Here is a 13,135-nt window from a genome sequence, read left to right as displayed (position 1 = left end):
ATGGTACAGTATATATATCAGATAATGACAATACTTATTTTGTCATTGTGCAACAGTTCTTTAGTAGCACAGCAAACACCATTGTTTACAGACTATTATTACAATCAGGTTTTGATTAATCCCGCTCATTCAGGGTATCATCCAGATACAGAAGTAAGCCTAAGTAATTTTGGATATTTGAATGATTTTGAAGGAAGTCCAAGAACATTTTCTGGGATTCTTACTACAAGTGTTTTTGATAACAATGTAGGAATTAGTGGTGGTGTTATAAGTGATCAAATAGGGGTAACCTCTGCAACATCTATTTTTGCATCTTATGCTTATAAATTATTTTTTGATCATAATTATAGCCGAGCACGCTGGTGGAATTATAACCCAAATGTACTATCCTTTGGTCTTACTACTGGAGTACTTTTTTTAAACGAAGAGCTATCACAATTAAATATACAAGGAGATCCAAATTTTGAAAATGATGTAAGTGTAACGGTACCCTCTTTTGGTTTTGGAGCTCTTTATAACCACAATAAACTTTATCTGGGGTTTTCAGTTCAAAACTTATTTTCTGATGGGATTGCTTCAAACCAAAATATAAATATTCAGACACCTTATTATCTATATGGGGGATATAGATTGTATCTGAGCAGATTTCAAGAAATACGTGTACAACCAAGTATGTTGGTTAAGTTTGAGGCTGATGCTCCTGCACAATTTGATTTTAATGTATCGGTTAATTATAAAAATAAAATAGAAGTTGGAGCGGGGTATCGCAGTAGCTCTTCCCTGAATGCATTGGTAGGTCTTTATTTTTTGAAAAACTGGCGTTTTGCTTATAGTTATACAACATTTGGTAGAGATACTCCCATAACCAATACAAACGGTTTTGTTTTAACATATAAAGCAGGAGAAGGGTTTTAATATGTCCTAAACCAACAACTTTATTAGGAGATGAACTATGTTTCTTTGGTATAAGTTAAGCTCAAAGCTGATTAATTAATGCAAAAAGTATCTATCAAGATACTTTAAGGTTCTAAAAAGAAGGAAAAAGGTTCTTGTTTTAACCAAAAAGGTACTTTGAAGAAGCAAAAAGCTTCTAAAAACAAGCTAAAAGTATCTTCGAAGTACCTAAAAGGTTCAAATTAATAGCTTTTTGGTTAAAATAGGTCTATGTTTTTCTATTTAGACAGTTTATGCTACTATCTCTATTAATTTGCATGAACATCTAAACTAATTAAGTTGTTATCATTAAAAGCTTTAGTAAAATCATCTTTTCCATCCCCATTAAAATCACCAGTATTCCATTTTTGATTACTAGAATACCCACCTTGTCTGGTGACCATAAGAGAATGATTAAATGAATTTCCATTTGAGAAATGTACATCTATAGTTGCTAATCCATTATCATTAAAAACTTTAGAAAAATCATGTTTTCCATCGCCATCAAAATCACCAGACAACCATTTTTGAGCACTCCAAAATCCACTTTGTTTTGTTGCCCATCTAGCCATAGAGAAGGTATTGTTATTAGAAATATGTACATCCATACTGGCATACCCATTATCATTAAAAACTTTGGCAAAATCATCTTTTCCATCTCCATTATAATCACCAGACATCCATTTTTGAGCATCCCAAAATCCACCTTGTCTGGTAACCCATCTGGACATAGAAAAACTAGCTCCATTTGAGGAATGTACATCAATACTGGCATATCCATTATCATTAAAAGCCTTGGCAAAATCATCTTTGCCATCCCCATTAAAATCTCCTGCCAACCATTTCTGAGCATCTGCATACCCGCCTTGCCTAGTAGCCCATCTTCTCATATAAAATCCTGATCCTGTAGATAGATGTACATCGATACTTGCATATCCATTATCATTAAAAGCTTTGGCAAAATCATGTTTCCCGTCTCCATTAAAATCTCCAGATACCCATTTTTGAGCATCTGCATATCCACCTTGCCTGGTAGCCCATCTTCTCATATAAAATCCTGATCCTGTAGATAGATGTACATCGATACTAGCATACCCGCGATCATCAAAAACCTTTGCAAAGTCATCTTTTCCATCCCCATTAAAATCACCACTAAGCCATTTTTGCCCATTGGTATATCCACCTTGTCTTGTAGCCCATCTAGCAAAAGAAACAGTACTTGGATACATCTTTTTAATACCAACAACATCATCAAAAGAAAGGTGAGTACGATTGGTTGTAAATGTATACCCGTTTTTTTTGGTCATAGTAGGCAATCCATTTCTAGAAAAAGCATATGAATCATACAACATAATACTAGAAAAATCCAGATGATCAGTATATTCATCTCCATCCATTCCCATATTCTGGTAGGTATAAAAGTTATGTTCTTTTCCAGGCTCTACATTTATAATATTTACAAGAAGGTGTTGATTTCTATCTTTTCTGCTTTGCTCATGCCATAGGCCTACAGAGTGACCTATTTCATGAATGATAGCTCCTTTATCACAATCAGGAGCTAAATTAATATACTGTCTGCCACCAACACGACCAACATTAGAAGAACATCCTGTACCTGTTCTGAAATAGATATAATTGGGTTGATTGGTTCTGGGTATAAAACGCAGATATGTATTGGCTTGCCAATGTTCTATAGCCTGTAAAATCCTGTTTGGATCAGATATTCCATTTTCTATTTCATAATATACGATATTATTAGACCAACGTGCTTGAGTTCTTCCTACACTTTTTTGTGATGGGGTATGACTATGAGGATTCATAATGATATCTCCTTCAAACACATATTGGTCATCGATCTTTTCTACGGTTATTGATTCTCCAAAAAAATCTATATCCATGACTTCTCCTGCTATACCATCTGGATATGCTTTTTCGGTATTACTTTTTCTGCTGTCAACTGATTCTTCAATCTCTTTTACTTTTGTTAATGAATCTTGTTCACAAGATATACATAGAGTAAGCCCCGTTACCATGAATATCACTTGATAAATTATAGTTGTTTTCATCTTAGTTTATGTAAGAGTTTTATGAATTTAGCGTATACCATTTTCAATAAAATGCGTTAAAAATATAGAAGTTGATTTATGGTTTTTTTGAAGTAGCTAAAAAAGAAGACACATTATCATTCCAGGATTGACGCCAAAACCACCACCCTGATAATGTATAAGGTCTTAGATCTTCTACCCTTAAATTAGGAGCATTGTGTGATTTGAAAAAAGTATAGGATTTACCAGATCTGCAGATATCTTCAAATAAGGTCAAAGAGACTTCCCAATTGTATAAAGAACTACACATAAAAGAACTTAAACGATCATTGTAAACTCCAAGATGATACTTGGAATAGTCTTTTCTTTTGAATGCTGTAATACCAGACATTTCATTAAAATAATCAATATCTACATAAAAACGATAATCTATTGGCCCATAGTTGTCTATATCGTTACATTCGTTTTTTTGATTTTTTGCATCAGCAATCGCAAGGGTATCATGTCCTACATATTTTGCAACCTCTTGATGTGTATTAAAAACCTTTGACTTAATTAAATGATCCGCATTATTTTGTTCGTCTATATAGAATAATACAGATTGAGATGCTGATCCTTTTCCTAAAATTTCTTGAGCTATTTCAGTATCTCCTTTTACATTAATAACAGTACTGTTTTTTGTATCTAAAGAATAAGTGACTTTAAATATTTTTCCATAATAATCATACTCATGTGTTATTATGTCTATAGATGCTGTTTCAGAGATTTCATTTTTTTCGATTCTGTTATTAGATATTATATTTTGGTTTTCAGGTATAGCATCATCTTGTGTACATGCGATTAGTAGTATGCTAACTATTGATATTCTTAAAAAATTCTTCATTTCTATTATTTTTATAATTGTTAATTTGATCTTTATAAGTAAGTAGCACTTGGGTTTTAGCTACTTTAACTCTTTTAGGATAAACCATTTGATGAGCTGTGTATTACAACACATCAAATGGTCTTTTTCAATTATTATTTAGAGATTTTAATAGCTATTGTATTGCTAATTGCTGTGTACTTACTTTTCCTGAATCTCTTGTGATTCTAATGAAATACATTCCTTGAGAAACTTTTGAACTAATTTCTATATGAATAGTACCGTTTTGTTTTACAAAAGGGAGAGGTGTACTTTTTCCAGAAAGTTTTACTAATTCTATTTTTTGAATACGATCATTGGATGAGGTGGTAATAGTAAGTGTTTTTCCTACTTGAGCAGGGTTGGGGTACATTTCTATTTTTGATGTATCTGTTTTTGTATCTCCCGATAATATTCTACCTTTATATTCTTCATGTAGTTTAAAGATAGCTCCCGAATTTACTAATTCATTTATCTCTCTTGTATAATTACTGTCAGGTTCAAAAGGATACTCTTTGGTTTCTAGAATAAAACCTCCAATGTTGTTTCTACTTTCTTGTATCTGAACCCTAAAATATTTTCTGGTTTCTCGCCATTCTTTGCAGTCATTCCAGACACCATGTTTTATATAGTACCACTTGTTGGTTAATAGTCCTTGAAAAGAAGCTATATCAGAGTTACAGCAATATCCATTGATCAAATTATGATTTATGTCATACACTTGCCATCCGTGATATACAGAAACAGGATTGGTATCTGCTTGTACATTTACACTTACTTGACCTCCGCTAGCACTAAGACTTAGCGAAAAATCATTGGTATATCCAGGCCAACTAACAGAATTGGGAACCATCTTTCTGGTTTCTTTCCATGGATAACAATTTTTATCAGAGTCTTTCCAAACTCCATGTTTGATATAATAATTTTTGGTCATGCTTAATCCACTAAAAGTAGTTGTGGTACCCGATTGAATAGCTCCTACTTGAGTACCACCATTTGTGGTAGATGTAGAGGTTTCAAATAATCCCCACCACTGGTGAGCATTGGGATTTGTTGCAGTTACTTGCAGGGTGATTTTTCCGTTTTGAGCACAGCTAGCATTCATTGTAAAATCAGAATCCAAAGCTACATTAGATAAGACAGTAAATCGCTTGGTAAGAGGAAGCCACCCGATACAATCATTGCCTAAAGCTACTTTTATCTCATATTCATAACCTGCCTCAAAGTTTATAGAATTAGCAGCAAATAATGTTGTTAAATCAACTGTTTGTAATTGCCCAGAAGTCCAGCTTAATCCATATACATATTGAAAATTGCCAATACTACCAGTGGGTCTTCTACGAGCATCAATAAAATAGTGAACTTCACCTTGAGAGGCGCTACCATTTAAAAAAACTGTTTCTCCCTCACAAAAAGTATCCCTAATATTTGAGGCTGTATCTTCAAAATGAAAATCGATACTAAGCGGGTCATTTTTTTCGATAACAATATCATCAATAGACATTTCGGCCTGTTTTGCTCCTCCTGTGTATAATGGGTTGATCAAAAGGCTTGTGTAATTGGAGTTGGGAGTGAAAGTAGTTGTAACAGTATGCCAATTACTACCTAAATAAGTGCCGATTGTATTAGAAAAAATGGTTTGTTCATTAAGAATATTTCCACTTTGAAAATTAACAGCTCTTAGGTTTATCGTGCCATGATCGCTAATATGTTGATTGTTTTTATCATGCGTTTTTACTTTAAAAGAAACAGAATAACATTTCCCCTGCTCAAATGCTACAGGAGTTTGTATGCTTTCATAATGATTATTAACTGGCCCACTTTGTCCAGACCACATCCAGGCAAAAGGATTAGCGGGTACTCCGCCAAGTGATGGACTGCCAGAATATGCAATCCAATCATCGACACAATTGGTAGATGCAGAATTGGTAAACCCATAGGTGAAATCATCACAAGTAGCATCGTATTGAGAGAAATCACCATTTAAGACTAGATTTTGACTCATACCCAGATGGGTTGATAGTATTATAAAAAATAATTTTAGAATGTTTTTGACGTTCATTGTATTTGTTTTAATAGTAATGCTTACTCATACGCTTTTCAGCTTCCGCGTTTTTTTATAAAAAGCTATTTAGGTTGATCAGACCTTATACCATTTTTATTGAGAAATGGTATTACAACAATTGCCATTTGGTAGGAGGAGTATATTTGTATTGAAATGTTACCCCTTGTTTTTATTTTTTTATGATTAATGGATTTTATGAATGAATTATCAGAGACCGTTATCGAAGTTTTTAGGTACTCTTTTTTTGTGTTTTAAAGAGATGATAAATGTGGAAATATGCAGAAAATAGCGTATCAACTTACCAAAAAAGAGGTTGTCTTGAGAGAAGGTAGAATAGTATAAATTGCCTTGTCTAAGACGTAAAGAAAGAAAGTGATTTTGTGGGTAATACTTATACCATTTCGCCTATGCTTCAAAATAGAAATTAACCGTAGCTAATAGCTATGTTGATTTTTTCTTCTTTGCATAAACAAAAAATAATTAATTTTCTTTTTACAGTAAATTCAAAGTATAACTGGTATTATTTCTATAGATGGCTAAAAAATAAATACATAAGTAGATTTGTCAATACGATTATGCCTATATACCCCCACCTTTTGTTTATCCTGAGTACTACATATTGTAGCATCAAGACTATAGCAGTATATATTCCTATTAGACCTTGATCATTCCTGTACTGTTTAAGTGATGCATCATCCAATAGGTAAAACGTTCCTATTATTTGATACTCTTTTATATATTCATTAAAACAATAGATGCCTATAAATAATGTAAAGGTCATTACAACAAGTAGTATGGGAACAAGCAAATGCTCATTTACTCTATTTGGATAGGTACGGTTACTCATTAGATAGCTTCTTTAGAATAAAGTATTTTACGTTTTATACTTCTTGTAATTTCTCTAATTATTAAGAACAAAAGCCAACTGTAAAAGGTGGTGATGACTATAATAGATGGTAGTACCATACCATAGAATTGTGTTAAAACGGCAAGTAGTATAAGAGTACCTAGAATTCCTAAAACCCATTTTATAAGTAATGGTTTAAGAGCTGTAAAGTTATGATCTGTTTTACGTTTTCTTTCTGTGCGTTTTAGATATACTAGAAACCCAGTCATAGCCAGAAAACCAGAGGTTATCCCAAAAAATGCATATATTATTTTAAGCCATATACCTCCCCAATCTCCAAAATGCATAGATTCCTGAATAAAAAAAAGCTTTTTCCCAAAAGAAGCTTTACGAATATCAAAACGATGTAATTCTTCAAATGTTTCTTTATCTAGAGTAATCACAAAGCTTTCACGTTCAAATGCTGTTCTGGGTACCGTTCCGTAGATGGATACACTTCTACTGCCATCTTTTGATGATACAAGGGTTTGAGGAATAAATTCTGGAAAAAGCTGACGTGAGGTTGCATAGGCATCTTCAAAGCTAAAACTGTATTTTGTATCATTTTCCTGACTTAGAGGCTTCTCAATAGCATGATACTTATTAGGTCTACCAGATTCCATTACTATTGGTTGTAGCCAACCTTGCAGTCCCAGCCAAGCACCTGTAATAGCAATAACAAGATTAAAAAATAAAGATGTAATACCAATCAGCTTATGATAATCTGCCGATACAATACGTAGGTTTTTTTTACGGATGGCTCCAAAGAATTGCTTTTTCATAAAACCACCATAAATCCAAAAACCTGTAATGGTAGAAATGAGTAGTGCCAATCCTGCAATTCCAACTATCTTTCTTCCTAAAAGACCCTCATACAGACGCACGTGTAAATGTCTGATAAAATACGCAAATGTGGTAAAATAATCTCGCTCTCCTACTATTTTACCTGAGTAGGGATCTATAAATATTTCCCAGTTTATAAACTCAAAACTACTTTTATTCATAAAAAACCAGACAACAACACTCTCATCTGGTTTTTCAGAAAATTTAATGCCATTAAACGTATCATGGCCATATACTGATTTAAGGCTATCTATTATTGGGGTAAGTGTTATTTTTTCACTTTTAGGAACTACTTTGTAAAGTGATGGGTTGATTGTTTTGTCTAATTCTACTTTAAAAAGAGCAACAACCCCACTAATACTCAATAAAGCAATCACAACTCCAGCATAAAGGCCAATCCAATTGTGTAAGGACCACATTTTTTTACGCCAGAATTGTGATTTTTTCATTACTAATGTTTTTTAATATGTTTTAAACAAATGATTAAAATGAGTATCCTAAAGTGATTAGAAAATTACGAGGCGCTCCAGCAAAAACCCGCCCTTCGTCTATTCCACCTATAAAATAACGCTCATCAAAAATGTTATTCACATTAAATGTCAGGTCAATATTTTGATATTTATAAAATATACCTGCTCGTGCTGTAGCATAGCTAGGAAAAGTAATTACTTCACTAATAGGGTTTACGGCTCTGGTACTGATTCGACTTTTACTTACAAAACGACCTCCTAGTCCAATACCTAAATTTTTCAAGAAACCATTAGTAACCGTATATTTCCCCCAAAGACCTGCTGTATGTTGTGGGTTATTGTCATCCAAACCTAGTTGACGTACTTCGGGATTATCGTCAAGGATTTCAACTTCATTAAAAGCGTAATTGGCGGTCAAAGTAAAATTAGATACTATTTTACCCGTAATATCCAATTCTAGACCACGGCTTACTTCTTTTCCTAATTGTAATAGCTGTATAAATGCTGGATTAGAATTAGGGTCTTCTATTAATCTACCCTCACGGTTGATCGAATAAAAACTTAATTGCCCTAATAGTTTATTATTAAAAAATGTAGTTTTTGTTCCAAATTCTATTTGATCACTGGTAAAAGGATCAAATACCTCACCATCATTTACATTGGTGACTCCAATAGGAAATTGTTGAGGTTGGAATGCCTCGGTATAACTTGCGAACACATTTATTTGGTCATTAACCTTATATGTAAGTCCTAATCGAGGTAAAAAGATATCATTGTCTAGGTTGTCAGTAAGGTCAATAGCATCTCTAACAAGACCAGATTGATCCAGATTTTCATATCGCAATGCCGCCAGAATTTTAAACTTACCAATGGTTATAAGGTCTTGAAGATATACTCCACGAGATTGATTGATGAGATCGATTCCTCCAGATACATTTTCAGCAAAATTTACAGATAACTCTGTTAATTCTTGAATAGGAATGCGATTATTGAACCTAAGATTAGGCACTCCATTTGCTTCTCCCAAGGCAAATCTGTCGATACGTTTTTGTGATGTTTTGTAGTAATCCCATCCAAGTACAGCTTCATGCTTTATACCAGCTGTTTTAAATTTTCCTGCTAGATAAAATGTTACAAAGTCAGAGGCTCCTTTGGTATCACGATTAATAATTTGACGAATTAATTCTGTGCCGTCATCAGTAAAACGATTGGCAGAACGGGTCTCGAGAAAGTTTTGATTAAAATCAGAACGTGTATAAGAACCGTTTAACGAAATGGCATCAGAAAACTTATGACTTCCAGATGCTGTCAATAGAATACTATTGTTTTGTCTGTAATCATAAGGTTCTGCTGCATTAAAATTGATGGGTACGGCAAAAATATCATTTTGTAAGACAGGAGTTCCTCTATAAATACCTGCATCATCATTATTAATGGTTCCTATGATATCTACATTAAAACGGGTTTTTTCTGAAGGAAGATATGATAATGAAGGTGCAAAAAGAATACTTCTGGTTTTTTGAAAATCAACAAATGTTTCTGTGTGTTCCCAAGCAACATTAGTGCGATACAGTAATGTTTTATCTGCGTTCAATGGCCCAGTAATGTCTAATGTGGCACGTCGTGTATCAAAACTACCATAGGATACACTTGCATCGGCACGATTTTCTTTTAAAGGTTTTTTTGTGACAGCATTTACAACCCCTCCAGGAGAACTGTTTCCAAAAAGGGCAGCGGCAGGGCCTTTTATAAACTCGATACGTTCATATTGAGTTGCTATTGCCGAGGCTGAAAAATCGGGAGCTAATAATGCCCTGTTACCATTAATGTAATCATGTGAAACACGAAAACCACGAGAGGTAAAGTTATTACCTGCACGAGTACGGGTGACTCCTGCAACATTTTCTGTTACTTCATTCAGCCTAAAAATACCTTGATCTTTAATTACCTCTTTATTGATAACAGCAATGCTTTGTGGTATTTCTTTTACATTGGCACCAGTTCTGGTTCCTGCAAAGGTGATATCGGCTTTGTAATCAGTATTTCTACGTCCGATTATTTCAACAAGTTGCAATTCTTCTTCACTAGTAAATAATTGAGTATTAATGACTAATGTGCTGTCATTGACTTCTATCTCCTTTACGTAAGTGGTGTAACCAATAGAGCTAATTTCAAGGTTGTAACTTCCATTTGCAATGTTTTGTAAGGTATATTTTCCTTCAATAGTAGTAATTGTACCATTTGTGGTGCCTTGTAATAGAACACTTACAGATTCTAGTGGTTCACCTTGTTCGTTTGTAACCACTCCTGTAATTGTGGTTTGTGCATTTATGGTTAGTATACCAAAAAGCATCAATACATATATATAAATTTGTTTCATCTTAATTAAATAATTATTGAGGTAATAATGCACTATTGTTTACAAAAATTAAAGTATGACCTTCGGGAGTACTTTTATCTGGGAAAAGCATATAAGTACCAAATTTTCGATCTTCGTTATTTTGTAAGGTTAAAAACGATGGATTGCTAATAGGCGCATTATTTGCATAAGCAAAAGTGGGTAAAGGAAAGATTGCATTAGAAGGTATGGTTACCTCTGCATTATCTTTGTAATTTAATATTCCGAATTTGTCTGGAACACCTAGTAAATTCCCAAAAGCTAGATCTACAGGAATCGGTTGCGCAAGAGCAGGATTGATAGAAGATACATCAATAAAAGGGGTGACATTATCAGTTCCTTCTGCCAGATTAATAAAACCAAGGCTTATAGAACCAGAGGGTATTGTATTTTGGTTTTTAACCTTTTCTTTAAGTAATAATTCAGGATTATTTTCAGTCCCTATCAGATAAAGAGTATAATTTTTTAAGGCTTCCATATTTTGATTTGCAGATAAAGTGACTCCATTATATTCAACTTCAATCAAGATGGTTCCATCGGTTTCTTTGGCTATATTGGTATCAATATTATAATAGGTGTTATCTGTAGTTTTTGAAGCTATTGGATTACCTGTAATAGCAACTGAGGGAACATGGAGTGTGGCTTCATGATTTGCATCTATGGCATTTACCAATAATATTTGAGTATTTGCTGGATTTATGTCTACATTTATTAGATCTCTGGCAATTTGATCACCTCTAAAAATTTTGAGAGACAATTCATACCTTCCAGAGGCATCAGGTTGTACCTCAAAAGTAGGTTTAGGGGTATTGGTATTAGAAAAAGTAATAGGAAATCCTTCTGGGGTTGATATCACTTCCCAAAAATACTCGAATCCTAAGTTGTTAATGTCTTTAGAGTTGCTACCATCTAATTGAATGGTGGTTCCAGATGTTTCTGTAAAGATAACCTGATCTTCTCCAGCACTAGGTAATAAAACAGTGAATTCTTGTTCATCAAAATCAGAACAAGACCCTAACGCAAATAGGATAACCAAGTAGAAAATAGTGTTTTTCATTTGTATAGATTTTTTTATACAAATATATCATTGTTTTAATTTAGATTTAATAAAAACAGTATGTTTTTTACTTGATTGCCGTAAGTAGATTTGGTAAAAAAAGAAGATTAATACTTTATGTAGAATTAGATAAATAAGATAAAAACCAATAGTATGAAGTTGAATAATTATTACTTTTCTTTTTTTGTAAAATGATAAGTTATATGAATAATCTATGGATTATGAAGTAGTGCCTTGTCTTAAGAAAAGCTTACATAAATCTTAAAATAGTTTTTTAGTTTGCGTGTACTTGGTAAGTAGTTAGATTCTTTATACTCATAGGTGATCTTTTATGGTTATATGATTGATAACTATAGCAGGTAATTCTTCTTTATCTTCCATATGTTCTATAACATAATTGTTTGTGCCATTTTAACTTTGAAATCGTGCGTATAGAAATTGAATTTATTTTTTTAAATTTTGAGAATATTTATTTGGTAAATGGTTTACTTTCGCTATTACTGTATAAACGATCAGTACCAATAAATAAATTTAGTATTTGATTATTGATTGTAGATACCTTTTTAAATTATAAAATCAATATTACTTTTAGATATAGTACAGTGATAAATGTTTAGAAATTATAGTATACAAATTATACATAAACCTTATCCATATTTATTTTCTCTCAGAAGAAATTTAATAATAGCGATTACTCTTGGCGTATTGATTTTTGTGGTTAATTTGATGGCTATAGATGAAAACTATGTAAATGAAAATTTTATATTCTCAAAACCTCTCGTATGTTCATTAGCGGGGTTAACAACTTTTTTGAGCATTATCTTTGTGGTCGAGTTTATACCAAGGCTATTTTTTACACCTGATTTAAAAGAAAGCTGGACAATAGGAAAAGAAATCCTTTTGATCCTATCTCTTCTCTTGGTAATCATACTATTTAATAATAGTATGTCTTTTATGATTAGTAAGAAACATACGTCATTTAATATTCTACTTCGTTTTTTAGATTCATCGTTTTATGTCGTCATTATTGGTATTGTTCCAGCTTTTATAATAGTTTGGCTTAATTACACCATACTTTTAAAAGAAAATTTAAAAGAAATATCCTTATATAATAAACAACTGGAATCTAGAGTTGCAAAAAGAGAAAATACAGTACCCGATATTATACATATACAATCCAATAATAAAAATGAAGTACTGAATCTTGATATTGACACTTTTTTATTTGCGAAGGCAGAGGGAAATTATATAGATGTTTTTGTGAAAACATCTGGCGAAGTAAATTCTAAGCCCTATCGACTCACGATTCAAAAACTTGAAGATGTACTAGCTGATTACCCATTTATTATTAGTACCCACAGATCTTTTATTGTTAATTTAAAAAACATAAGTTCAACCTCTGGGAATGCCCGTAATTATAGAATTAAGTTTAACGGAACACCTCAGGAAGTCCCTGTGTCAAGAAATAAGTTTCAAGCTTTTAAAGATGCTTTTAACCTTAAAAAAGTGTAATACACAGTAAGGATTACACTTTTTT

Annotated in this window: 9 protein-coding genes; 2 read left to right on the top strand and 7 right to left on the bottom strand. The window is 32.7% G+C overall.

Annotated elements, in window-relative coordinates; genetic code table 11:
* Positions 1–915 (top strand): PorP/SprF family type IX secretion system membrane protein, encoded by a 915-nt coding sequence (locus tag DG508_RS01130; RefSeq protein ID WP_108866388.1) that lies wholly within the window; start codon positions 1–3, stop codon positions 913–915.
* A 287-nt stretch (positions 916–1,202) separates the two neighbouring features.
* Here the strand turns inward: DG508_RS01130 and DG508_RS01125 are convergent, their stop codons facing one another.
* The 7 genes from DG508_RS01125 to DG508_RS01095 all read right to left on the bottom strand — a co-directional run bounded on the left by DG508_RS01125 (position 1,203) and on the right by DG508_RS01095 (position 11,598).
* The gene (locus DG508_RS01125) at positions 1,203–2,999 is read right to left on the bottom strand and encodes a M12 family metallopeptidase (protein ID WP_108866387.1); all 1,797 of its coding nucleotides are present in this window, start codon (positions 2,997–2,999) and stop codon (positions 1,203–1,205) included.
* Between the two features lie 76 nt (positions 3,000–3,075).
* Entirely contained in the window at positions 3,076–3,861 is a 786-nt protein-coding gene (locus DG508_RS01120) for a hypothetical protein (RefSeq protein ID WP_108866386.1), read from the bottom strand.
* 154 nt (positions 3,862–4,015) lie between these two features.
* Positions 4,016–5,884, bottom strand: coding sequence for a T9SS type A sorting domain-containing protein (locus DG508_RS01115; protein ID WP_159090583.1), 1,869 nt, complete (start codon positions 5,882–5,884; stop codon positions 4,016–4,018).
* A 586-nt stretch (positions 5,885–6,470) separates the two neighbouring features.
* Positions 6,471–6,791, bottom strand: coding sequence for a hypothetical protein (locus DG508_RS01110; RefSeq protein ID WP_108866384.1), 321 nt, complete (start codon positions 6,789–6,791; stop codon positions 6,471–6,473).
* Positions 6,791–8,122, bottom strand: coding sequence for a PepSY-associated TM helix domain-containing protein (locus tag DG508_RS01105; protein WP_108866383.1), 1,332 nt, complete (start codon positions 8,120–8,122; stop codon positions 6,791–6,793). The genes DG508_RS01110 and DG508_RS01105 overlap by 1 nt, the downstream gene beginning before the upstream one ends.
* A 34-nt stretch (positions 8,123–8,156) precedes the next feature.
* Complete coding sequence (locus DG508_RS01100) at positions 8,157–10,523, bottom strand: TonB-dependent siderophore receptor (protein ID WP_108866382.1); 2,367 nt, start codon at positions 10,521–10,523, stop codon at positions 8,157–8,159.
* A gap of 13 nt (positions 10,524–10,536) precedes the next feature.
* Positions 10,537–11,598: a hypothetical protein gene (locus DG508_RS01095; RefSeq protein WP_108866381.1), complete on the bottom strand. Its 1,062-nt coding sequence runs from the start codon at positions 11,596–11,598 to the stop codon at positions 10,537–10,539.
* A 609-nt stretch (positions 11,599–12,207) separates the two neighbouring features.
* Between DG508_RS01095 and DG508_RS01090 the strand changes: the two genes are divergently transcribed.
* Entirely contained in the window at positions 12,208–13,110 is a 903-nt protein-coding gene (locus DG508_RS01090) for a LytTR family DNA-binding domain-containing protein (RefSeq protein WP_108866380.1), read from the top strand.
* Positions 13,111–13,135: the final 25 nt, after the last annotated feature.

This window comes from Aquimarina aquimarini (genome assembly GCF_900299535.1).
In the GTDB taxonomy this organism is placed as follows: Bacteria; Bacteroidota; Bacteroidia; order Flavobacteriales; family Flavobacteriaceae; genus Aquimarina; species Aquimarina aquimarini.
Note: the sequence above shows the minus strand (reverse complement) of the source record. Positions and strands in the feature narration are given on the sequence as shown.

What these genes read in the sequence shown, in the direction of transcription:
- DG508_RS01130 (WP_108866388.1), top strand. Translation starts at nt 1, where the DNA reads ATGGTACAGTATATATATCAGATAATGACAATACTTATTTTGTCATTG.
- DG508_RS01125 (WP_108866387.1), bottom strand. Translation starts at nt 2,999, where the DNA reads ATGAAAACAACTATAATTTATCAAGTGATATTCATGGTAACGGGGCTT.
- DG508_RS01120 (WP_108866386.1), bottom strand. Translation starts at nt 3,861, where the DNA reads ATGAAGAATTTTTTAAGAATATCAATAGTTAGCATACTACTAATCGCA.
- DG508_RS01115 (WP_159090583.1), bottom strand. Translation starts at nt 5,884, where the DNA reads ATGAGTCAAAATCTAGTCTTAAATGGTGATTTCTCTCAATACGATGCT.
- DG508_RS01110 (WP_108866384.1), bottom strand. Translation starts at nt 6,791, where the DNA reads ATGAGTAACCGTACCTATCCAAATAGAGTAAATGAGCATTTGCTTGTT.
- DG508_RS01105 (WP_108866383.1), bottom strand. Translation starts at nt 8,122, where the DNA reads ATGAAAAAATCACAATTCTGGCGTAAAAAAATGTGGTCCTTACACAAT.
- DG508_RS01100 (WP_108866382.1), bottom strand. Translation starts at nt 10,523, where the DNA reads ATGAAACAAATTTATATATATGTATTGATGCTTTTTGGTATACTAACC.
- DG508_RS01095 (WP_108866381.1), bottom strand. Translation starts at nt 11,598, where the DNA reads ATGAAAAACACTATTTTCTACTTGGTTATCCTATTTGCGTTAGGGTCT.
- DG508_RS01090 (WP_108866380.1), top strand. Translation starts at nt 12,208, where the DNA reads ATGTTTAGAAATTATAGTATACAAATTATACATAAACCTTATCCATAT.